Below are 21201 nucleotides of genomic sequence, written 5' to 3'. Positions count from 1 at the left end.
GGCTTGGGGGCAAAACCCCATTTAAAAGGCCTTTTTTGCCCGTTTTCCTTCGGCTACTTTCCAGTTTTGGAAGAAATAGCGATTCCGGCAACGATTAAAGCAAAGGCAAGGCCATGGAATAGTTGCGGTGGCTCACCCAGCATGGCGGCCGACAATAGCGCCGTAAATAAGGGAATGAAATTCGCAAAAAAAGCAGCAACCGTAGGTCCAGCTCCATTGACGCCCAAACCCCAGCAACGATAAGCAATGAGAGATGGGCCAATAGCAACAAACAAAATTAACGATGCCGTCCAACAATTTAACTCGATGTAAGCATGACCGGCGGCAATTTCAAAACCATCAAAAAATCCTGTCCATAAAAGACCAACAGTCACTTGTGCCATTAAAAACTCAGCCCATGGCCACTGGCGCTCAGAACTCGATCCAGGGCGACTAAGCATCCAGCTATAAAAAGCCCACAAGATAGTCGCCAGCATAATTAAAAGATCACCGATCACCATTTCCATAGACAACAGCGCTGCTAAATCACCGCGCGTTAATACAATACCGACGCCAAGTAAGCTCACTACCGCGCCAATCATTTGCAGGACGCTCGGCTTTACTTGATAAAACACTGCGCCAATAAACAACATCCAGATCGGCATGCTGGCGCCAATTAAGGTGACATTGATTGCCGTAGAAGTTTGCAGAGCCAGATACAGAAGTACGTTATAGCTCCCCACCCCAAACAAACCTAAGAGTAAAAAACGTTTTTTGTTTTGCCATAGAGCACTTCCAGGCATGAAGACACGCCAACCCAATGGAAGCAGAAGCAAAGCGGCCAACCCCCAACGAACTGCGCTTAGGGTAATTGGAGAAATGCTCCCCACCAATACTCGGCCAGCAATGGCATTGCCTGCCCATAAGGCGGTAGCCAATAATAAGTAGGTAATAGTTGCGAAATTAAGCTGGGGCATAGGGAGGTTTATGAGGGGGAACGGTTATTTAGCGTCCCCAAACAAGGGATACCCTAACATTGTAGAAACAAATCCTCCGGTATTGCTAAGATAGAGCTTAAATTAAGCTTTTGCTCTAACAAAATAGCATCAAATAGAAGGATTTATTGTGGCAATTATTACCAATATAGAAGACTTGCGGGTCCTCCACAAAAAACGCACCCCCAAGATGTTCTATGACTATGCGGACTCTGGATCATGGACCGAGTCCACATATCGCGCCAATGAGTCTGATTTCCAAAAAATTAAGTTGCGCCAACGTGTAGCGGTCAATATGACCAACCGCACGACTAAGACAACCATGGTTGGTCAAGAAGTTGCCATGCCGGTTGCACTCGCACCTACTGGCCTCACTGGAATGCAGCATGCCGATGGTGAAATTTTGGCGGCTAAGGCTGCTGAAAAGTTCGGAGTGCCATTTTGCCTTTCAACGATGAGTATCTGTTCAATTGAGGATGTGGCTGAGCGCACTACCAAGCCATTCTGGTTTCAGCTCTATGTTATGAAGGATCGTGGTTTTATTGAGCGTCTCATTGAGCGTGCTAAGGCAGCAAAATGCTCTGCTCTTGTTCTTACTTTAGATTTACAAATCTTAGGTCAACGCCACAAAGACTTAAAGAATGGTCTCTCAGCTCCACCTAAACTCACCATTGCCAATATGATCAATATGGCGACTAAGCCACGCTGGTGCATGGGAATGGCAATGACGCCGCGTAGAACATTCCGTAACATTGTTGGTCATGCCACCGGCGTTGGCAACATGTCTTCACTCTCTTCCTGGACTGCGGAGCAGTTTGATCCAGGCCTTAATTGGGGCGATGTTGAGTGGATTAAAAAACTCTGGGGCGGAAAACTTATCATCAAAGGCATCCTTGATGAAGATGATGCACGCTTAGCAGCAAACTCCGGAGCGGATGCATTAATTGTTTCAAATCATGGCGGACGTCAACTTGATGGCGCAATTTCTAGCATTAAGGCATTGCCTGGAATTGTAGATGCCGTTGGCAAAGATATTGAAGTATGGATGGACGGCGGCATACGCTCTGGTCAAGATGTTCTGAAAGCTTGGGCCTTGGGTGCACGCGGGACAATGATCGGTCGCCCATTCTTGTATGGTTTGGGCGCAATGGGCGAGGCTGGCGTTACCAAGTGCCTAGAGATCATTCACAATGAACTGGACATCACCATGGCATTTACAGGTCATCGCGATATTCAGAATGTGACTAAAGATATTTTGTATCCAGGAACCTTTTAAATTTTTCACCTTCTCAACTACCCTCTTGCTGTCTTTGGCGTATCGCTTGTAGCATTCGCTTTCGCCGTATGGTTTGGGCATGCAGCACTTAGTCGCTATCGCACCAAAGACACCGAAACTTCTGAAGATCTAGGCATCATTCAGACGGCCACATTAACTTTGCTGGCGCTCATCATTGGATTTACCTTCTCAATGGCTATCGATCGCCATGACCAGCGGGAAATTTTTGAGGAGGGCGAAGCAAATGCCATTGGAACTGAGTACTTGCGGGCAGATCTTCTTCCCCCAAAGGCTTCAGCCGCAACTAAAGATCTATTGATCCAATACATAGATCAACGCATTCTGTTTTACTCCAAACAGAGTCCAGAAAAGATTCAGGAAATTCGTAGCAAAACAGATCAGCTGCAAATGGCTCTCTGGAACGAAATTCTTCCTGTTGCTCGCACACAAGATACCCCCTCTATTGCACTAGTCACCTCCGGTATGAACGATGTCTTAAATGCCCAAGGTTATGTTCAGGCCGCTTGGTGGAATCGCATACCCTATACCGCCTGGACACTAATGGCTGCCATAGCGCTTTGCGCAAATCTATTGGTGGGATTTGGTGCGCGTAATTTTCAGAAGAATACAGCCCTCTTCATGATCTTCCCCTTTGTCGTTTCAGTGTCATTCTTTTTGATTGCTGACATTGATAGTCCAAGAAGCGGTGTCATTCGAATTGAAGCCAGAAATTTAGTAGCACTTAAAAATAATCTAACGCAGCAGATGGAAAAAGCCCAGCCATCAGTCGGCATTAAATAAGCTTCACCATAAAGGCGGTCCAGATGAAACGTGTAGTGGATGTTTTTAAAAACCGTGGCCGCGAGCTGGTCTGGACCTACGTCATTCATCTTCGGAATGACGAGGACTTTCACCCTGGACAGCTAGACTTTGAAGTAGAAGCCCTTAGACTTTCCCAGCTAGATAAACGCGGCACAGTCAACGAACTCAGCGCCAGAGTACGCCTCAATAACTGAGTTTTTAAGGTTTTTTCGGGTAAATTACCCCTGGTATTGCTAATGTTAATGAGATTCATTATCATTTATGATGAATCAACCTAATAACGGCAACCCCATGACTCGCACCAAATACCATCCAGCCTCCATATTCTTTCATTGGTTTGTTTTCATCCTTGTGGTGGCTGCCTTTATTGTCATTGAACTTAAAGGCCAGTTTCCTAAAGGGAGCGAGTATCGCGATTTATGTAAATCAGTCCATGGCGTTATTGGACAGCTCATTTTTTTAGCAATGGCTGCTCGCTTGATGATCCGTTTAATTTATGGCGTACCTCAACCCACAAACCCAAAACCAGTAATTATTTCACTGGCTAAGGCAATGCATTGGCTGCTCTATGCACTTCTCTTGATATCCCCTATCTTCGGCATTCTGTATTTTCAGTATGGCGGCAAAGAAATTCACTTCTTTGGACTGGTATGGCCTCAATTTGTTACCCCAAATCCTGAGATGAAAAAAGTGGTTGAAGGGATTCATGAATTTTTAGGAAATTCACTATATATATTGATTGGCATACATGCGATCGCTGGACTATGGCAACATTACGTCATCAAAGACGATACACTTCGTCGCATGTTGAATAAAGTGAATGCCTAAACTAAAGCTGGAGTAATTATTAAATGAAGCCACTCTCTAAAAAAGCCAAGATGGCTGTCGGCTGGACAATCTTAATGACCGTCATTGGAACCGCTATGTTGCACCAGTGGCAATTCTTTGCGATGGGCTGCGCGTCCATTGCCTTATTGCTTGTAGCCAATCACTACGATCTTCTAAAAGATCCTGAAGACAAAAAATAATCCCACCTGTGTGGGGGTGGGATTACTGAGATGCACCCCAAAGTCTGGGGCTTGTATTAAAGAGTTGGGTAATCAGTGTAGCCGGCTTCACCACCACCATAAAATGTAGCGCGGTTATATGAATTTAAAGCCGCGCCTTTCTGGAATCTTTCTGCCAAATCTGGATTAGCAATATATATACGGCCATAAGCCACTGCATCGGCCAAGCCATCCTCTAGAACCTTCTCACCCATAGCTTGGTCATACCCACCAGCGGTGATAAATTTTCCTTTATAAGCGGCGCGGAACATTTCAGACGTGATGGGCGCATCTTCATTCACTTGGTCGCCGCCTCCTGCGCTGGTTGAGCGCGGCTCAATCATATGCACATAGGACAAGTTATAAGTGTTGAGCTTTGCAATCGCAGCCGTAAACAAGGCAACTGGATCACTATCTCCCATATCGTTAAAAGTGCCGTAAGGCGAAAGGCGCACTCCCACCTTATCGCTTGAGAATACCTTGCAAACTGCCTCGATGACCTCACCCAATAAACGCAGGCGGTTCTCAATAGAGCCACCATATTCATCGGTGCGTTGATTGGTTTTATCTTGCAAGAACTGATCAAGCAGGTAGCCATTAGCAGAATGAATTTCAATACCATCAAAGCCTGCGGTCTTAGCATTTTGAGCCGCTGCCTCAAACTCTTTGAGTAAACGAGCGATATCTTCCACACTCATTGCGGTTGGTACTTCATAGTCATGCAGCTTCCAATCCGCACCATACGTTTGACCTGATGCAGCAATAGCTGAGGGCGCCTCAGGTGCACCCTGCTCTGGATGTAAAGAAGAATGGGAGATACGACCGACATGCCATAACTGCGCAACGATTGATCCGCCCTTCGCGTGAACAGCCTCAACGATCTCTTTCCATGCTGCAGTCTGTTCTGCTGAATAAATTCCGGGTGTAGCAGGATAGCCTTTGCCCAATGGAGAAATTTGAGTTGCCTCAGTAATAATTAATCCAGCGCTGGCACGCTGTGCGTAATACGTCTTTGCTAATGGGTTTGGCACATCACCTGCAACCGCACGCATTCTAGTAAGCGGCGCCATGACTAGACGGTTTTTTAATTGAATTGAACCGAGACTAACCGGTGTGAACATGATTTCTTTGCCTGTCATTTGCTGCCTTTTTTGTAGTAATAAATTAGATGATGGACTGTAACAAGGATTGGTAATTTCTGCTGAGCAATGAACAAGCTTAATTAGGTGCGACCAAATTGTTCGCGAATGCAATTAGCTAGCGCATTAAATTCTTGGGTATGTGCCGTCGATGATCGCGCAACCAAAGCAATCACTCTCTTAGGCGTAGGTGATGCCAACTCTTTCGCCACTAATTGAGAGTTATTCAATAAACTGCTCTTGACTGCCATGCCAGGAAGCAAGGCGATCCCAAGGCCTGACTCGACCATTTGCAATAGGGTTAGCAAACTCGTTGCCTCCAAGCCTTCAGCTTTGCGGATGTCGGTTCTCCTGCAAGCTTGCAAACTATGCTCTCGCAAGCAATGCCCCTCCTCTAACAATAAGAGTCGCTCAGCCATCTTGGCCGGCAAGGTTACCTCTTTACCTTTTAGAGCAGGATCACCCTCTTTAGCAACCAACCAAAAGTGATCATCAAATAATTCTTGCACAAGTAGTCCACTGACGTCATATGGCAATGCAATCAAAGCAAAGTCTAACTTGTGCTCTGCAAGTCTTGAAAGTAGATTTGCTGTGAGATCTTCCCTAAGAGTAATTTTGAGATCCGGAAATCGCGCGCGGACTTCCGGCAAAACCACAGGCAATAGGAATGGAGCGATAGTTGGTATAACCCCCAAACGAATTGTTGCGGTCATTGGCTTACCTGTTGCACCCGCATACTCCACCAAATCTTCAGAAGCAGCCAAAATCAGTTTGGCACGCTCGAGCACCTCTAACCCAATCGGGGTGATCGAAACATTTTGGCGATCACGCTCCACCAAATGGATACCTAGCGCTTCTTCCAGCTCCTTCAATCCCGCGCTTAATGTCGACTGCCCGACAAAGCAAGCTTGCGCAGCTCTGGTGAAATTGAGCTCTTTAGCCAAGGCGACGAAGTAACCCAATTGCCTTAAAGAAGGTAAATAAGCCATATATATCCTCTTGTTATCTAATTATTAGATTATTTATATTATATTGATTAATTCAGATGATTAATAAATTTGGCATATCCTGCACCGAGAGCGCTTGAATGGATTTTCACTGGTTCGCATAGAAGGCAGCCTTAAGCTTCATTCACTGGCCCTGCAAAAAGTACCGCCGCATTCTTAGTGTGACTCAGAAATAAATAAGAATTAAATCTAAAATCAACAACTCACCTGGGAATCAATATGAAAACTTACCAATGTATCGTATGCGGCTATATTTATGATGAAGCAAAAGGAATTCCTGAGGATGGTATTCCAGCAGGAACACTCTGGGCCGATGTACCGGAAGACTGGGAATGTCCTGATTGCGGTGTTGCAAAAGCCGACTTTGAGATGGTTCAAGTAAGCTAACACCCATTCGTCACAATTAACCCTATTTATTTTTCGTCACTTTGGAGAGCCCAGCTTTGAATCAAACTACCCCTCAATCCGATTCCGCGATTGTCATCATTGGCAGCGGATTGGCTGGCTACACTGTTGCACGAGAAATTCGTAAACTGGATAAAGCAGCGCCCATCACCTTAATAACAAGAGAGCCTGGTTATTTTTACTCAAAGCCAATGCTCTCTACAGCACTTGCCAGCAAGAAAGAAGCAATGCAGCTTGTCTCTACTGCGGCCGATGGTATGACAACGCAATTGGAGATGACGATCTTAAGTGAATGTAATGTTAGCGAGATTAACGCTGGCACTCAAACAATCAAAACCAGTAAGGGTGATCTTCCTTATGGGAAACTGGTTATGGCATTAGGCGCCGATCAAATTCGTTTGCCATTACAGGGTAGCGCTGCCAACGAAGTCATCACTGTTAATGATCTTGAGGACTATGCCCGTTTTCGCACTGCTATCGAAGGCAAAAAGAAAGTTGCCATTCTGGGTGCAGGCCTGATTGGTTGTGAATTTGCCAATGATCTTGTGCTGGGTGGATATGAGGTAGATGTTATTGATTTAGCTCCACAGGCCTTGGGCCGCCTGTTGCCAGAAGCAGCTGCACTTGAGTTGCAAGGAAAGTTAAGTGCAGCCGGAGTACGTTGGCATCTGGATACAACAGTCAATGCCATTGACCATAAAGGAGACAGCCTACAGGTAACCTTGAAAAATGGCAGCACGATAAATTGCGATGTATTTTTGTCTGCCGTAGGTTTAAAACCGAGAATTGAATTAGCTAAAGCAACTGGCATAAATGTTGGCACTGGCATTCAGGTCAATCGCGAACTTGAAACCAATATCAAAAATATCTTTGCCATAGGAGATTGTGCCGAGGTAGATGGTTTGGTTTTGCCATACGTGATGCCCATCATGCAAGCAGCAAGAGCATTGGCACCGACCTTATTGGGTCAAGCCACAGCACTCACCTACCCTGCAATGCCTGTGATGGTGAAGACCCCTGCTTTGCCCACCATAGTTTCCCCACCAGCAAAGGGTGCAGAAGGTAAGTGGACTGCCACCCCAGTAGAAGGCGGTCTAGAAGCCCGCTTTGAATCTGCTGACGGTAAGTTGTTGGGCTTTGCGCTAATGGGTACAGCCACAGCACAACGTGGCGCCCTCACCAAAGAACTACCAGCCATGCTGGCCTAAGCAACGCCGATACCTAAACAAAAAGGCCCGCATTGCGGGCCTTTTCTTTATGTAGCTAGCGGTGATTAAGAAACAATCACGAACCAAGTTGTGTTGTGTGATTGAGCAACCATCAAGAACAACATCGGGATAGATAAGATTGTGTTTAAACGGGATGTCAGCATCGCAACACGAGCAGACTTTGCTTTCACATCAGCTTCGACAGCAACGATACCAAGGGCACGCTTCTGATTTGGCCAAATAATGAACCAAACGTTAAAGGCCATGACTAAAGCAATCCACATACCTAAACCAATTGCGCGAAACGGTGCTTGCAATGTGAAAGCTTGATGCAAGTAGCCACTCAAGCCCGCAACGATCAAACCAGTTACTACAGTAAACAAAGCTGCGTAACGGAACCAAAACAATGCAGTTGGAGCAATCACTTTGCCAATCGCTGGTTTTTGCTCATCTGGAATCTTTGGCATAGAAGGAATTTGCACAAAGTTGAAATACCAGAGCAAACCAATCCACATCACACCAAACATCACATGCAACCAGCGGAATACAAACGGGAGCTCGGCAGAGCTAAAGTTTCCACCCAAAGCAAAGATGATTAGCACTAGAAGAATAAAGCCTGCAAGAACAGTACGTCCCAGCGAAGTTAAGATAGAAGTCATGATATTTTCCAGAGATTGAAATATTACTTAGCGAAATTCTGGCTAGCAAAATCCCAATTCACCAGATTCCAAAAGTTTTCCAGATACTTTGGACGCGCATTGCGAGTATCGATATAGTAGGCATGCTCCCAAACGTCACATGTAAGCAGAGCTTTAGCATCTGTAGTAAGCGGTGTTGCCGCATTGCTAGTAGAAACTAAATCAAGACTACCATCCGCCTTCTTAACCAACCAGGCCCAACCAGATCCGAAAGTTCCTACTGCGCATTTGGTGAATTCTTCTTTGAATTTATCAAACGATCCCCATTTAGCATTAATGGCATCGGCCAATGCACCAGTAGGAGCTCCACCGCCATTTGGCTTCATGCCAAACCAATAAAAGGTGTGATTCCAAACTTGGGCTGCATTATTAAAAATACCACCCGATGACTTTTTAACAATCTCTTCAAGGGTAGAGTTCTCAAACTCAGTACCTTTAATTAAGTTATTCAAATTTGTGACATACGTCTGATGATGCTTACCGTAGTGAAACTCCAAAGTTTCCTTAGAAATATAAGGTGCTAAAGCATCAAGTGCGTAAGGCAACTGAGGTAAAGTATGTTCCATTTGTATTCCTTTTAATTACATTAAGAGCAAAAATATAGGTTATTTTTGGATAACTATAGACTATTCTGGCTTTTTTGTTTGAGGGGCAAACAAATTCTGTGAACCCCGATAACTTAAGTCCCGGTTAAAAAAGAAATGCCGGCAATTGGCTCGCCGGCATCCGATAAGACTAGGGGCTCTACAGCTTATTGAGCCGTCCAACCACCATCCATATTCCAAGCCACTCCACGCACCTCAGAAGCGTCAGGCCCGCACAGAAACACTGCCAAGGCAGCCAATTGCTCTGGAGTAACAAACTCACCAGATGGCTGCTTTTCAGATACCAAAGCAGTTTTCGCAGCTTCATTAGAAATACCTTCACGCTCTGCGCGCGCATCCACTTGTTTCTGCACTAGCGGGGTCAAAACCCAGCCTGGACAAATTGCATTGCAGGTAATACCAGTGCGGGCATTTTCTAGGGCAGTAACCTTAGTAAGACCAATAATGCCGTGCTTTGCGGCAACGTAAGCAGCCTTCTGAGTGGAGGCCACCAAACCATGTACAGATGCAATATTAATAATGCGGCCCCAATTACGCTTTTTCATTCCAGGTAATGCATGATGCGTCGTATGAAATGCAGAGCTCAAATTAATAGCGATGATGGCATCCCACTTATCAGTCGGAAACTCTTCGATATTTGCAGTGTATTGAATGCCGGCGTTATTAACCAAAATATCTAGCGAGCCAAAACGCTTTTCTGTCTGCTTGATGAGATCCTCAATTTCAGCGGGCTTGCTCATATCAGCGCCGTGATAATCAACCTCTACTCCGCATGCCTTGATTTTGGCAATGGCTTCATCTTTCTCACCAAAACCATTAACCATAATGTTGACGCCTTGCTTTGCTAATGCAATAGCCATTCCCAAGCCAATACCGCTGGTAGAGCCAGTAACTAGGGCAGTTTTACCTTTTAATGTGGACATTTGTTTTACCGTATCAAGTTAACTAAAGGGCCATTCAATTTGCCCAAAAACTTGATGTTACAGGATGAGCTGGACCACCCCAGTAGACATTGCACTAGGGCGGCCTGAACCCATTAAAAATCAGATCTTATTGAGGGCTCGCAAGATCTTTTCTGAAGTGATAGGCTGATCAAAGACGTTTGCATTAAATGGCGCCAAAGCATCATTGATTGCATTTTGCACCGCACCTGGTGCGCCAGCAGTACCCGCCTCGCCCGCTCCTTTAGCCCCTAATTTCGAGGATTGAGTAGGAGTCTCAACGTGAGCCACTTCAATATCAGGCATCTCATTAGCCATTGGTACTAAGTAGTCAGCCATGCTGCCGTTGCGCAACAAACCACTTTCATCATAGAGACACTCTTCAAACAGAACGCCACCAATGCCTTGAACAATTGCACCGCGCACTTGCTCATTCACCAACATCGGATTAATTACGCGACCACAATCTTCCACGGCCCAGTGCTTTAATAACTTCACAAATCCAGTCTCAGGGTCTACTTCAACATAAGAGGCCTGAACGCCATTGGTAAAGATAAATGGGTAGTCTTTCTGGGTGTAATGACGCGTCACCATGAGATCAGCGGAAAAACCTACCGGCAAAGTATCGGTTCGGAAATAACCAACTCGACCAACTTCACTAAATGGCAGCAACTGCTCGCCAGTCGCCTTGTCCAAAATATAACCACGACGAGCAATCAGCTCTGCAACTGGTCGATTCAAAATCGCACCAGCCAGCTTTAGAATGTTTTCTTGCAAGGCTTGGGCAGCCAACAGAACTGCTTCGCCACCAACGCCTGCACCGCGAGAAGCCCAGGTGCCCCCTCCATATGGAGTGACATCAGTATCGCCAGTGATGACCCGTACTTGATCAATTGATACACCCACCGCATCAGCAGCAATTTGAGTGTAGATACCTTCGGTTCCTTGACCTTGCTCACCAACACCGATCAAAACGGAAACTACACCGCTAGGATCCATACGGACAGTAGCTCCATCCTGAGAGGCAATTCGAGCTCCGCCCACCCCATAGAAAGCAGGACTCGGATTAGTTAATTCAATTAAGGTTGCAAATCCAATGCCGCGATAGATACCCTTCTTGCGGAGTTCTGCCTGCTCCTTGCGCAAGGCTGGGTAATCCATCATTTTTTCAATTGCACGCAAGCACTGCTCATGCGAAAGTACTTCTAACTTGATTCCAGAGATTCCAGAACATGGATATGCGTCATCCGGAATCACATTGCGCTTTCGGAACTCAAGCGGATCCATTTGTAATTTTTGAGCAGCCAAGTCAACCAAACCTTCAGTCACTGCACAAGCAATCGGATGCCCGACACCGCGATATTGGCAAGTTGGAGTTTTATTTTGGAAGACCACATTTAAACGAGCGCGATAGTTTTGATGCTTGTATGGGCCGCCCACTAAATTGACAACCTGGTTACCCTCAATAGCACTCGTTCTTGGGAACATAGAGTAGGGGCCAATTGCCGTTAAGTCATCAATCTCAAAAGCCAAGATGTCGCCTGCCTTGTTGGCGGCGATACGGCCTTTAATGCGATGCTCACGCGCATGAATGTCGCTTGTAAATGATTCCAGACGATCAGCAACAAACTTCACAGGACGCTGAAGCATCATAGAAAGACCGACAGTAGCAAAGTCATCTGGATAAGCGTGCACCTTGATACCAAAAGAACCGCCAACATCTTTACAGATCACATGAACATCAGACTCGGAAAGTCCAAATTGACGGCAATATAAGTCTTGCATCATATGCGGTGCTTGTTGCGAGTGATACACGGTCAAGCGACGATCACCTGGGTTGTAATCTGCAATCTGACAGCGCGGCTCAAGCGTAACACCAGTATGACGACCAAATCCAAAAGTAGCTTCGGCAACCACATCGGCTGTTGCGAATACCTCATCCACATTACCAACATCTAAACTACGGGTAAAACATAAATTGTCGCCAAGCTCTGGATGAATCAATGGAGTATCCGCATCAAGGGCAGTTTCCATAGAAACTACTGCAGGCAACTCTTCCCACTCAACATCAATGTGCTGCAAAGCGTCTTCAGCTTGCGCTCTAGTTTCTGCAACTACCGCCACCACTGGCTCACCTTGCCAGCAAGCGCGATCAATAGCTAACGCATGTTGAGGGGCAGACTTCATGCCAGCCAAGTGGCCCAAGGTTGCAACCCATGGCTTACACAGTTTTGCCATTTGCACGCCATCTACAACCGCTAGAACGCCAGGCATCTTGCTCGCCTGCTCAGTATGAATTTTTCCAATCTTCATATGCGCTACTGGAGATCGCCAATACACAACGTGCCCCATGCGTGGCAGTTGAATATCGTCAATATAAGTTCCTTGACCTTCTAGCAGGCGACGGGCGCCATGTCTTGGTTCGCTATGACCAATGTAACGCTGATCGTTTGTTACGGGATCAAGAACCATTCCCTTCAAATCACTTGGCTTATTCATAATGCGTTTCCCTCAATACCTTAAGCGTTAGCAAGGACAGGTTTAATTTTTTGACCCTTAGCGCGAGCAACCAATACGTCAACAATGGCATCTACAATCGAGTGATAGCCAGTGCAACGACAGTAATTACCAGAGATCCATTCACGCACTTGTTCGCGCGTTGCCTTTGGTTGCTTCTCAATTAACTCTGCAGCAGCTAGCAACATGCCTGAGGAGCAAAAGCCGCACTGCATTGCGTTATGTCGCATGAAAGACTCTTGAAGATCAGTCAAAACGCCGTTTTTAGTCAGCCCTTCAACAGTCTCAACTACGCTACCATCAGCTTGAACCGCCAAAAACAGGCAGCCACGAATAATTTGCCCATCGACCTTCACGGTACAGGCACCACAAGCGCCCTGCTCGCAACCTAAATGAGGCCCCTTGAGGTAAAGATCTTCACGTAAAAAATCCACCAGATGTTTACGCGGCTCTACCTCTGCATTTACAAGTTGACCGTTTACGGTCATTGAAATTTTTTTCTTCAAAGTCATTTTGATCTCCAAATTCTTCTACTGATGTTTTGCTGTTTTGGCTTATGCAGCCATGTGCTTGAGCCCACGCTCAAGCAAAACACCAATTAAATGTTGTTTGGCTTCCGCACTATTGGTGATGTCAGCAATAGCTTCAATTTCATTACGTGCTGCAGCAACCGCTTGAGCAATCAATTCGTCATTGAGCTTTTTGCCGTCAACTAGATCTTGAGCAGCTGTTGCCATCACCGGTGTAGCCCCAACCGAGAAGAAAGTAAAAGCACAATTAGTTAATATATCACCTTGCTTTTGCGCTACCGCTGCAAGACCAGCAACAGCATAGTCGCCATGACGTCTAGCAAGCTCATGAAAGTAAAAAACCTCTTGCTTGCTTGCAAGAGGAATTTCTGTTGCAACTAAAATTTCATCAGGCTCTAAAGAGGTTGTATACAAATCAATGAAGAAATCTTTTGCGGAAACACGGCGCTCGCCGGATGGGCCATGAATAATCATCGTGGCACCCAGAGTCAAGCTACAGGCAGGCCACTCAGCCGCAGGATCGCCATACGCCAAAGAGCCACCCCAAGTACCCAGATTGCGAATTGCTCTGTGTGCAATATGCGGTGCTGCTGCTTTCAAAAGCGGTGCATGCTTTGCCACTAACTCAGAATCTTCAATTTCTGTATGAGTAACAAGTGCACCAATGCGCAAGTTATTTCCCACAACAGAAATGCCTTTGAGTTCATCGACATCAGTAATGTCAATCAATACGCTTGGCTCAGACAAGCGCATATTGAGCGTGGCTAACAAAGTTTGTCCGCCCGCAATTAAGCGAGCATCTTCGCCAGCTTCTTCAAGCAAAGATAGGGCCTCATTTAAGGCCTTAGGCTTCACATAGTCAAATGCTGCAGCTTTCATTACGTCTCCTCCACCACCAATGTAATTTGCTTTTTAGCTTTTTATTTTTTGTACTGCTTTAGTTTTTTACTTCTTCAGTTTTTACTGCAACTGCTTTATGTAGTTTTATGGAGCTTTATGTTTGCTCCTTTATTTACTGCCAGCGTCTGACTCCAACGCCACCGTCTCCCCGCCTAATTCTTTTGCGAACCTCTGAAAAAAGTCGTCTGCAATCTTTTTTGCTGATGCGCTAATCAAGCGACCGCCAATTTGACCCAACTTGCCACCAATCGAAGCTTCGGTTGTGTATGAGACCAAAGTCCCTCCTTCAGCCTGCTTCAGCTCTACGCGTGACTTTCCTTTGGCAAACCCTGCCGCCCCACCCGATCCCTCAAAGGCCATAGAACAAGATTGGTCAGGAACAATGTCACTCAGGAGCAATTTCCCGGCAAATCGGGCTCTAACAGGCCCAATTTTGAACATTACCTTGGCATGAATCTCTTCTGGGGAGATTCGACTGATCTCCTCGCAACCAGGGATGGACTTGGCCAGAACGTCAATATCGTTCAAACCCTTCCACACATCAGGGATTGGAGCCGATATCAGTTGCTCGCCATTTAATTCCATTTGATCTCCTTGGGGTTTGTACGAATAGAGTCTTATCTACCAATTGTTCAACAATGTACCATTATTTAACTTTTGGTCAATAAGTCCAAATTCGGATAAACCCTGAGAACCCATGCGTTTTACTGAAGATAGCGTTTCCAGCCCAAATAATGCTGAAATTTCAGCGGGGGTAGCAACGCCAACCAGAAAGCGAATGGGTACGGCTGAACGCAAACGCCAAATATTAGATAGCGCCATTCAGTTCTTCGCCAAGCATGGCATTGACGGTCAATTAAGAAATTTAACAAAAGAATTGGGTGTTACACACACCCTGCTCTATCACTACTTCCCCACTAAAGATGCGTTGATTCAAGAGGTTTACAAAGAGGTTTTTGAATCTCGCTGGAAGCCTGAATGGGAAGAGTTACTGGACGATGACTCGCTCACTCCAGAAGAAAAGTTGAATGCTTTTTATCTCGATTATTCAAATACCGTACTAACCTACGACTTTGTGCGCATCTTGATATTCTCTGGCTTAAGCGATCATTCCATTAGTGATAAATTCTTTGAACTTTTGCGCTCACGCTTACTACCGCGACTTATTCGAGAAACCCGCAAGTATTGCGGTAGACCCAATACCTCAAAACCAACCCAACGCGAGCTTGAATTCCTAATGGGCCTGCATGGCGGCGTCTTCTATATCGGCATGCGCCGCTGGATCTACGGGCAAGCCATCTATGCCGCCGAGAGCCCTGACACCGAACAAGAAATTATTCGAGATCGCGTTCAGGCTTACCTTCATTCCGCTAAATCTTTGTTTGCATAACTCAAAAGGTCACCATGTCTAACTTAAGTCTTAATCACTTTTCCATTCGCAGTCTTGAGATCGAAAAAACCACTGAGTTCTACAGCAAGCTACTCGGCTTAACAGTTGGCCCAAGACCAGAGTTTCCGTTTCCTGGGGTATGGCTCTACAACGGTGATGAGAGTAGTTGGGCTAATGCAGTCCTGCACCTTATTGCGATTGATAAGAATGATCCAAACGGACTAAAAAAATATTTAGGTGAGCGCGACCCTAGCTCCTTACATGGATCTGGCGCAGTTGATCACATCGCTTTTTTTGCAAATGGCCTGGAAGACAAAATTGCGCTCCTCAAAAAATTAAATATTGCCTATCGCGAGAGAACAGTGCCGGTAATAGGACTTCATCAAATATTTTTGGATGACCCAAATGGGATTGTTATTGAATTGAACTATCCAGCAGCAGAAAAAACCGCTCTCGATGCGAAAGCAGCACAGGGGTAACTAATGGCAAAAATTCTAGTCGTTGGAGGCTCTCTTGGCGGTCTGTTCGCAGCAAATATTCTGCTGCGCCAGGGCCATGACGTCACATTACTAGAAAAAACTGTTGGCTCTTTAGATGGTCGCGGCGCTGGCATTGTGACGCATGATGCTCTTGCTGAAGCATTAAGAGCGGCCGGAGTCACAGTTGACGAAACATTAGGCGTTCCCGTTACTAAGCGTGTGACTTTAGGTGCCGATGGCCAAAGTCTCGGCGAGATGGAATTACCTCAGGTACTGACCTCCTGGAGTCGCCTCTATCACATGCTCAAGGAAAGCTTTCCGAGCGAACGCTACCTTCAAGGAAAAACTGTTAAGACGGTTACGCAAGACGAGAATGCCGTTCATGTGCTGTGCGAGGATGGCAGCAAACATGATGCTGAACTACTCATTGCATCCGATGGCATCCGCTCTGCAGTAAGAGCTCAAGTTGCTCCACAGATTCAGCCTAAATACGCAGGCTACATCGCTTGGCGCGGCGTCTGCGATGAGGCTTGCTTATCAAAGTACACCCTCGATACGCTATTTAATCGTTTTGGGTTTTGTCTGCCCAATGGCGAGCAAATGCTAGGCTATCCTGTAGCCGGCTCTGGCAATGACACTCGCCCCGGAAAGCGTCGCTATAACTTTGTTTGGTATCGCCCTGCCTCGGAGCATGAAGAGCTAGTAAGCCTACTGACAGATGATGATGGACATCATTACCCTACCGGCATTCCACCGCTGAAGGTCTCCTGGAAACATATTGCTCATATGCGCAAAGTGGCGCAAGAAATTCTGGCGCCCCAGTATGCTGAGATTCTTGAAAAAACAGCAGCACCCTTTTTGCAAGCAATCTATGACGTGCGCTCGGAGCAAATTGTCTTTGGCAGAATCGCATTAATGGGAGACGCTGCTTTTGTAGGCAGGCCTCATGTGGGAATGGGAGTAACTAAAGCAGGAGATGAGGCCATAGTAATTGCTAAGCATATTGCAACACTTGGAGCCACTCCAGCAGCACTGAACGCATATAGCGATGAGCGACTCAAGGTAGGACAACAGGTAGTAGCTAGGGCGCAATATTTAGGACGCTATATGCAAGCCCAGGGTAGTAAAGGCAATAGGGATAACGAGAAGCTCAAAAGAAATGCGGATACTGTCATGGCAGAAACTGCTATCGATATCAGCGAACTATTAGCAAAAGGGAAAGCAGTACCTGAATCTGCACATTAAAAGGCGCATTCAGTTAAGATTTAAAAAAAACAAAAGTATTCTTATTTAACAAAGTTTTATATGGAGGAGACAACCATGAAACAAAAAGTAACGAATCAAACAAGACGACAGATGCTGATTGGTGGAGTTGCTGCTGCAAGCACACCACTTTGGTTAAACGTTGCAAATGCTCAAGCTGACACCATTAAGATCGGCTTTCCAACCCCATTGACTGGTCCATTCTCTGCTGAGGCGCAAGACCAAGTTAGAGCTGCTGAATTGGCTATTAAAGAATTCAACGATGCTGGTGGTTTTAATGGCCGCAAAGCAGAACTTTTAGTTCGAGATGACAAACTTAACCCAGGTGAAGCTGCAACCCGTACTCTGGAGTTGATTGAAAAAGACAAGGTAAATTACGTTGTTGGCTCACTCTCTGCAGCAACACAACTTTCAATCAATGCGGTTTGCAAAGAACGTAAGGTACTCTTTAATTCCATCAGCCAATCTGATGCGATTAACGAAGCTAAAGACTGGAGTGTGTATACATTCCATGAAGCGCTTAACCCAACCATGACTGCAGGTGCTGTAGCGCGTTACTCTATTCCTCGCTTCGGCAAAAAAATTGTTTTCCTGACAGCAGACTACGCTTACGGCCATGAAATGGTGCGTGCTTTTGAGCGTGCTGGAAAAGAAATGGGCGCAACCACTTTGGCTGATATTCGTCACCCATTGGGCACCTCTGACTACTCCGCTTTCTTGCCACGTATCAAAGCATTAAATCCAGATATCTTGGTGCTCTGTAACTTTGGTCGCGACTTGGTGAATTCAGCTAAGCAATGTACTGACTTTGGCCTCAAAAATAACATCAAGATCGTGACACCAGTACTTCTCTACACTGCACGTCTTGCTGGTGGCCCAGATGCTTTTGAAGGCATTATCGGCGGCACTTCTTATTACTGGGGCCTGGAAGATCGCATTCCAACAGCCAAGGCATTTAATGATGCATTCCGCAAGATGTATAACGGTTCCGTACCATCCGACTACGGCGCACTAGGCTATGCCGGTGTAAAAACTGTTCTCGCAGCAGTGAAGAACGCAAAATCCACCGACACAATGAAGGTGGTCACTGCACTGGAAAACTTGAAGTACGACTTTTACAAAGGTCCAGAGTATTACCGTAAATGTGATCATCAAGCAGTTCAAACAGTCATCATCGTAGAGTCAAAATCTAAGAATATGAAAGATAAGTATGACGTCTTCAATATTTTGACGATTGAGCCTACTACTGAGAAAAACATGCGCTCTTGCGCAGAGCTAGGCCACAAAGCCTAATCCAAAAATTTCAGGGTGGATTAATCGTTCACCCTGATCCATTCCCCTGCACCACCTGGTGAAGGGGAGTTTTTTCTGAGTACATTTATGACCGGTCTTACTTTTGAACTTCTTTGCATGCAGCTGCTAACAGGCATTGCCTTAGGCAGTATTTATGCACTTCTTGCGCTTGGCTTATGCCTTATTTTCGGCATGCTTAACGTAGTGAACTTCGCTCATGGCGCCTTCTTTATGGTCGGCGCATTTTTGGGTGTGTACTTCTTGGGCGTCACTGGAAGCTTTTGGTTTAGCCTAGTGTTAACTCCTTTGGTTACAGGTGCTATTGGCTTGATCACTGAACGATTTTTGGTGAGACCGCTATACGGTCGCGGACTTGACTATCCTCTGCTACTTACCTTTGGCCTCTCTTATGTACTGATCGAAGTTATGCGAGTAACCTTCGGCATTGAAGGCCTCCCTTCAGTAACCCCTGAAGGACTTACTGGGTCAATGAATGTGGGAATTGGTTACTTCCCTAAATATCGCCTCTTCTTAATTGCCGCCACCGCAGTCATTATTTTGGGTGTGTGGTTTCTTATCCAAAAAACTCGCTATGGCCTCATCATTAAAGCTGGCGCAGCTGATCAAGAGATCGTCAAAGTATTGGGTGTTGACATTGCAAAGGTGTGGTTTTTAGTCTTTGGATTAGGTTGTGCAATTGCAGGCTTATCAGGTATTTTGGCCTCGCCAACACGCTCTGTAAATCCTGAAATGGGCATTCCTATTTTGGCAGAGTCTTTTGTGGTGACCGTTGTCGGCGGCATGGGCTCGCCAGTGGGCGCAGTGGTTGCCGGCCTATTAGTAGGCGTGGTCTACAGCATGACATCTCTTTTCTTCCCAGACTTAGCAGAGCTATCAATTTTTGTATTAATGGCTGTAGTGCTATTAATTCGCCCGCAAGGTTTATTTGGTAAAGCAGGAGCGATGGGCTAAGGCTCCGTATATTTATGAATTCATTCTTCCAACTCATTGCACGTCATCGCGTACTAGCTAGTACGTTATTTTTGGCAATCTTCCCATTCATCATGCCGTATGAGGCCTTGGCGATCAATATCCTGATTTTTGGATTGTTCGCTATGGGCTTTAACTTGCTATTTGGCTATATGGGGCTTCTCTCATTTGGTCATGCCGCCTTCTTAGGAATTGGTAGCTACCTCACCGGCATTGGTATTGTTCACTATGGCATGCCTTGGGGCGCAGCCATCTTGGTTGGCATTATTGGCGCAGCGATTGGTGGACTCATCATGGGTTACCTAGCCATTCGTACTCGCGGCATTTACTTCTCCATGGTGACCTTGGCGTTAGGTCAAATCATTTATTACATCTTCTATAAGGCAGAGAGCCTTACCGGCGGTGAAAATGGTTTACGTGGCGTTCGAGTCGATCAATTCAATATTTTTGGGATCCCAGTGGATTTCTTAAACCCACTCACAAAGTACTACATCATTCTTTTCTTTGTAGTAATCGCCATATGGCTGATCTCTCGCATTCTGAGCTCACCTTTGGGAGCGGTGATGGAAGCAATTCGCGAGAATGAGAAACGCGCTGCCGCTTGCGGATTCGACGTTGCTCGTACCAAATTATTGGTATTCGTCTTATCGGCAGCAATCTGTGGTTTAGCAGGTTCATTGCGCGCACTCCACCTATCCATCGTACCAATTGATTCCTTGCATTATCTGCAATCGGGTCAAGCGGTGATGATGAGTATCTTAGGCGGCATGGGAACATTTTTTGGCCCCTTCGTTGGTGCAGCAGTTATGCTTTACCTAGAAGATGTTGTCACCACCTTCACCAAACATTGGATGGCCGTCATTGGCTTGATTTTCATGTTCTTTGTGCTGTTCTTCCCCAAAGGAATCTGGGGAACCATTCTGAGCAAGCTACAAATTAATCAGGATTCGAAATAATGAATAGCGCAACTACAACCCCTATTCTTGAAGCGCGTGACGTTAGCAAGAGCTTTGGTAAGTTCAAGGCTTTGCAAAATGTATCGACCAGCTTTATGCCTGGAACGCTAACTGCAATCATCGGACCTAATGGCGCTGGCAAAAGTACATTTTTCAATGTTCTGAGTGGTGCATTCCCTCCAACAAGCGGTCAAATCTTATTTAATGGCAAAGACATTACCGGCATGCAGCAACATGAGTTTGCTCGTATTGGAATTTCTAAGAGCTTTCAGATTACGAATGTCTTTAAGCAATTAAGCGTCCATGAAAATGTCCGCGTAGCAGCTCAAATGGAAACATCACGCTATAACTTTTTAAGTAATGCGCAGAGTTATCCAAAGCCCATTGAGATCGCTGATGAACTACTTCGCCGCGTCAATCTTAAGCATTTGCGCAATAAGAAAACTGGCGATTTAGCTCATGGCCAACAACGCGCGCTCGAGATTGCGATGGCTTTGGCCTGCAACCCAAGCCTGCTCTTGCTGGATGAGCCTACAGCAGGTATGTCTCCAGAAGAGACCTTAGTCATGATGGAATTGATTCGCACACTTGCTAGTGAGCGCACAGTCATCTTGGTTGAGCACAAAATGAAACTCATTATGGGTTTATGTAAACGCATCATCGTTTTGCACCATGGTGAATTCTTGGCAGAAGGTACGCCGGAAGAAATTCAAAATAATGCCGAGGTACGTCGCGTGTATCTAGGTCAAGGTTAAATAGAGA

The 21201-nt window shown here is 45.8% G+C and carries 24 protein-coding genes; 14 read left to right on the top strand and 10 right to left on the bottom strand.

The window, feature by feature from the left end; translation table 11 throughout:
* Positions 1 to 53: 53 nt before the first annotated feature.
* Entirely contained in the window at positions 54 to 956 is a 903-nt protein-coding gene (locus QMF28_RS03385; protein ID WP_281743254.1) for a DMT family transporter, read from the bottom strand.
* A gap of 148 nt (positions 957 to 1104) precedes the next feature.
* Between QMF28_RS03385 and QMF28_RS03380 the strand changes: the two genes are divergently transcribed.
* The 5 genes from QMF28_RS03380 (at position 1105) to QMF28_RS03360 (ending at position 4100) form a co-directional block, all read left to right on the top strand.
* A complete protein-coding gene (locus QMF28_RS03380; RefSeq protein WP_216187633.1) occupies positions 1105 to 2250 on the top strand; it encodes an alpha-hydroxy acid oxidase in 1146 nt (381 codons plus the stop codon).
* Complete coding sequence (locus QMF28_RS03375) at positions 2251 to 3051, top strand: bestrophin-like domain (RefSeq protein ID WP_486644327.1); 801 nt, start codon at positions 2251 to 2253, stop codon at positions 3049 to 3051.
* Between the two features lie 23 nt (positions 3052 to 3074).
* Positions 3075 to 3266, top strand: a complete 192-nt coding sequence (locus QMF28_RS03370; RefSeq protein WP_068321643.1) for a hypothetical protein — start codon at positions 3075 to 3077, stop codon at positions 3264 to 3266.
* A 67-nt stretch (positions 3267 to 3333) separates the two neighbouring features.
* Positions 3334 to 3900: a cytochrome b gene (locus tag QMF28_RS03365; protein ID WP_281743253.1), complete on the top strand. Its 567-nt coding sequence runs from the start codon at positions 3334 to 3336 to the stop codon at positions 3898 to 3900.
* Between the two features lie 23 nt (positions 3901 to 3923).
* Complete coding sequence (locus tag QMF28_RS03360) at positions 3924 to 4100, top strand: hypothetical protein (protein WP_161484699.1); 177 nt, start codon at positions 3924 to 3926, stop codon at positions 4098 to 4100.
* A gap of 56 nt (positions 4101 to 4156) precedes the next feature.
* On the opposite strand, the gene QMF28_RS03355 is transcribed toward QMF28_RS03360, so the two are convergent.
* Positions 4157 to 5257, bottom strand: coding sequence for an alkene reductase (locus QMF28_RS03355; RefSeq protein WP_281743252.1), 1101 nt, complete (start codon positions 5255 to 5257; stop codon positions 4157 to 4159).
* An 83-nt stretch (positions 5258 to 5340) separates the two neighbouring features.
* The gene (locus QMF28_RS03350) at positions 5341 to 6246 is read right to left on the bottom strand and encodes a hydrogen peroxide-inducible genes activator (RefSeq protein ID WP_068321651.1); all 906 of its coding nucleotides are present in this window, start codon (positions 6244 to 6246) and stop codon (positions 5341 to 5343) included.
* Between the two features lie 237 nt (positions 6247 to 6483).
* On the opposite strand from QMF28_RS03350, the gene QMF28_RS03345 reads away from it, so the two are divergent.
* Entirely contained in the window at positions 6484 to 6651 is a 168-nt protein-coding gene (locus QMF28_RS03345) for a rubredoxin (protein ID WP_068321654.1), read from the top strand.
* A 56-nt stretch (positions 6652 to 6707) separates the two neighbouring features.
* Positions 6708 to 7877: an NAD(P)/FAD-dependent oxidoreductase gene (locus QMF28_RS03340; protein ID WP_281743251.1), complete on the top strand. Its 1170-nt coding sequence runs from the start codon at positions 6708 to 6710 to the stop codon at positions 7875 to 7877.
* Positions 7878 to 7942: 65 nt separating this feature from the next.
* On the opposite strand, the gene QMF28_RS03335 is transcribed toward QMF28_RS03340, so the two are convergent.
* From QMF28_RS03335 to QMF28_RS03305, 7 genes are all read right to left on the bottom strand, one after another.
* Positions 7943 to 8536: a urate hydroxylase PuuD gene (locus QMF28_RS03335; RefSeq protein ID WP_281743250.1), complete on the bottom strand. Its 594-nt coding sequence runs from the start codon at positions 8534 to 8536 to the stop codon at positions 7943 to 7945.
* A gap of 23 nt (positions 8537 to 8559) precedes the next feature.
* Positions 8560 to 9141, bottom strand: coding sequence for a superoxide dismutase [Fe] (gene sodB, locus QMF28_RS03330; protein WP_068321667.1), 582 nt, complete (start codon positions 9139 to 9141; stop codon positions 8560 to 8562).
* 185 nt (positions 9142 to 9326) lie between these two features.
* Positions 9327 to 10103, bottom strand: a complete 777-nt coding sequence (locus tag QMF28_RS03325) for a 3-hydroxybutyrate dehydrogenase (protein ID WP_068321670.1) — start codon at positions 10101 to 10103, stop codon at positions 9327 to 9329.
* 120 nt (positions 10104 to 10223) lie between these two features.
* Positions 10224 to 12620 carry a xanthine dehydrogenase family protein molybdopterin-binding subunit gene (locus tag QMF28_RS03320; protein WP_281743249.1) on the bottom strand — a complete coding sequence of 799 codons (2397 nt, stop codon included), beginning with the start codon at positions 12618 to 12620 and terminating at the stop codon, positions 10224 to 10226.
* A 20-nt stretch (positions 12621 to 12640) separates the two neighbouring features.
* A complete protein-coding gene (locus QMF28_RS03315; RefSeq protein ID WP_281743248.1) occupies positions 12641 to 13150 on the bottom strand; it encodes a (2Fe-2S)-binding protein in 510 nt (169 codons plus the stop codon).
* Between the two features lie 42 nt (positions 13151 to 13192).
* Entirely contained in the window at positions 13193 to 14047 is an 855-nt protein-coding gene (locus QMF28_RS03310; protein WP_281743247.1) for an FAD binding domain-containing protein, read from the bottom strand.
* Between the two features lie 129 nt (positions 14048 to 14176).
* The gene (locus QMF28_RS03305) at positions 14177 to 14653 is read right to left on the bottom strand and encodes an SRPBCC family protein (protein WP_281743246.1); all 477 of its coding nucleotides are present in this window, start codon (positions 14651 to 14653) and stop codon (positions 14177 to 14179) included.
* 112 nt (positions 14654 to 14765) lie between these two features.
* On the opposite strand from QMF28_RS03305, the gene QMF28_RS03300 reads away from it, so the two are divergent.
* From QMF28_RS03300 to QMF28_RS03270, 7 genes are all read left to right on the top strand, one after another.
* Positions 14766 to 15458 carry a TetR/AcrR family transcriptional regulator gene (locus QMF28_RS03300; protein ID WP_068321682.1) on the top strand — a complete coding sequence of 231 codons (693 nt, stop codon included), beginning with the start codon at positions 14766 to 14768 and terminating at the stop codon, positions 15456 to 15458.
* A gap of 14 nt (positions 15459 to 15472) precedes the next feature.
* On the top strand, positions 15473 to 15937 hold the full coding sequence (locus QMF28_RS03295; RefSeq protein WP_068321685.1) for a VOC family protein: 465 nt from the start codon (positions 15473 to 15475) through the stop codon (positions 15935 to 15937).
* Between the two features lie 3 nt (positions 15938 to 15940).
* A complete protein-coding gene (locus QMF28_RS03290) occupies positions 15941 to 17182 on the top strand; it encodes an FAD binding domain-containing protein (RefSeq protein WP_068321687.1) in 1242 nt (413 codons plus the stop codon).
* Positions 17183 to 17257: 75 nt separating this feature from the next.
* Positions 17258 to 18493: an ABC transporter substrate-binding protein gene (locus QMF28_RS03285; RefSeq protein WP_068321692.1), complete on the top strand. Its 1236-nt coding sequence runs from the start codon at positions 17258 to 17260 to the stop codon at positions 18491 to 18493.
* An 87-nt stretch (positions 18494 to 18580) separates the two neighbouring features.
* Positions 18581 to 19465, top strand: a complete 885-nt coding sequence (locus QMF28_RS03280) for a branched-chain amino acid ABC transporter permease (protein WP_068321694.1) — start codon at positions 18581 to 18583, stop codon at positions 19463 to 19465.
* 14 nt (positions 19466 to 19479) lie between these two features.
* Entirely contained in the window at positions 19480 to 20439 is a 960-nt protein-coding gene (locus tag QMF28_RS03275; RefSeq protein ID WP_216245158.1) for a branched-chain amino acid ABC transporter permease, read from the top strand.
* The gene (locus tag QMF28_RS03270) at positions 20439 to 21194 is read left to right on the top strand and encodes an ABC transporter ATP-binding protein (protein WP_281743244.1); all 756 of its coding nucleotides are present in this window, start codon (positions 20439 to 20441) and stop codon (positions 21192 to 21194) included. Before QMF28_RS03275 ends, QMF28_RS03270 begins: the two co-directional genes overlap by 1 nt.
* Positions 21195 to 21201 lie beyond the last annotated feature (7 nt).

Origin of the sequence: Polynucleobacter yangtzensis (assembly GCF_027924165.1) — a bacterium.
In the GTDB taxonomy this organism is placed as follows: Bacteria; Pseudomonadota; Gammaproteobacteria; order Burkholderiales; family Burkholderiaceae; genus Polynucleobacter; species Polynucleobacter yangtzensis.
The sequence above is the reverse complement of the archived record's forward strand: the minus strand, read 5'-3'. Positions and strand labels throughout refer to the sequence as shown.

What these genes read in the sequence shown, in the direction of transcription:
- QMF28_RS03385 (WP_281743254.1), bottom strand. Translation starts at nt 956, where the DNA reads ATGCCCCAGCTTAATTTCGCAACTATTACCTACTTATTATTGGCTACC.
- QMF28_RS03370 (WP_068321643.1), top strand. Translation starts at nt 3,075, where the DNA reads ATGAAACGTGTAGTGGATGTTTTTAAAAACCGTGGCCGCGAGCTGGTC.
- QMF28_RS03365 (WP_281743253.1), top strand. Translation starts at nt 3,334, where the DNA reads ATGATGAATCAACCTAATAACGGCAACCCCATGACTCGCACCAAATAC.
- QMF28_RS03360 (WP_161484699.1), top strand. Translation starts at nt 3,924, where the DNA reads ATGAAGCCACTCTCTAAAAAAGCCAAGATGGCTGTCGGCTGGACAATC.
- QMF28_RS03355 (WP_281743252.1), bottom strand. Translation starts at nt 5,257, where the DNA reads ATGACAGGCAAAGAAATCATGTTCACACCGGTTAGTCTCGGTTCAATT.
- QMF28_RS03350 (WP_068321651.1), bottom strand. Translation starts at nt 6,246, where the DNA reads ATGGCTTATTTACCTTCTTTAAGGCAATTGGGTTACTTCGTCGCCTTG.
- QMF28_RS03345 (WP_068321654.1), top strand. Translation starts at nt 6,484, where the DNA reads ATGAAAACTTACCAATGTATCGTATGCGGCTATATTTATGATGAAGCA.
- QMF28_RS03335 (WP_281743250.1), bottom strand. Translation starts at nt 8,536, where the DNA reads ATGACTTCTATCTTAACTTCGCTGGGACGTACTGTTCTTGCAGGCTTT.
- sodB (WP_068321667.1), bottom strand. Translation starts at nt 9,141, where the DNA reads ATGGAACATACTTTACCTCAGTTGCCTTACGCACTTGATGCTTTAGCA.
- QMF28_RS03325 (WP_068321670.1), bottom strand. Translation starts at nt 10,103, where the DNA reads ATGTCCACATTAAAAGGTAAAACTGCCCTAGTTACTGGCTCTACCAGC.
- QMF28_RS03320 (WP_281743249.1), bottom strand. Translation starts at nt 12,620, where the DNA reads ATGAATAAGCCAAGTGATTTGAAGGGAATGGTTCTTGATCCCGTAACA.
- QMF28_RS03315 (WP_281743248.1), bottom strand. Translation starts at nt 13,150, where the DNA reads ATGACTTTGAAGAAAAAAATTTCAATGACCGTAAACGGTCAACTTGTA.
- QMF28_RS03310 (WP_281743247.1), bottom strand. Translation starts at nt 14,047, where the DNA reads ATGAAAGCTGCAGCATTTGACTATGTGAAGCCTAAGGCCTTAAATGAG.
- QMF28_RS03305 (WP_281743246.1), bottom strand. Translation starts at nt 14,653, where the DNA reads ATGGAATTAAATGGCGAGCAACTGATATCGGCTCCAATCCCTGATGTG.
- QMF28_RS03300 (WP_068321682.1), top strand. Translation starts at nt 14,766, where the DNA reads ATGCGTTTTACTGAAGATAGCGTTTCCAGCCCAAATAATGCTGAAATT.
- QMF28_RS03295 (WP_068321685.1), top strand. Translation starts at nt 15,473, where the DNA reads ATGTCTAACTTAAGTCTTAATCACTTTTCCATTCGCAGTCTTGAGATC.
- QMF28_RS03290 (WP_068321687.1), top strand. Translation starts at nt 15,941, where the DNA reads ATGGCAAAAATTCTAGTCGTTGGAGGCTCTCTTGGCGGTCTGTTCGCA.
- QMF28_RS03285 (WP_068321692.1), top strand. Translation starts at nt 17,258, where the DNA reads ATGAAACAAAAAGTAACGAATCAAACAAGACGACAGATGCTGATTGGT.
- QMF28_RS03280 (WP_068321694.1), top strand. Translation starts at nt 18,581, where the DNA reads ATGACCGGTCTTACTTTTGAACTTCTTTGCATGCAGCTGCTAACAGGC.
- QMF28_RS03275 (WP_216245158.1), top strand. Translation starts at nt 19,480, where the DNA reads ATGAATTCATTCTTCCAACTCATTGCACGTCATCGCGTACTAGCTAGT.
- QMF28_RS03270 (WP_281743244.1), top strand. Translation starts at nt 20,439, where the DNA reads ATGAATAGCGCAACTACAACCCCTATTCTTGAAGCGCGTGACGTTAGC.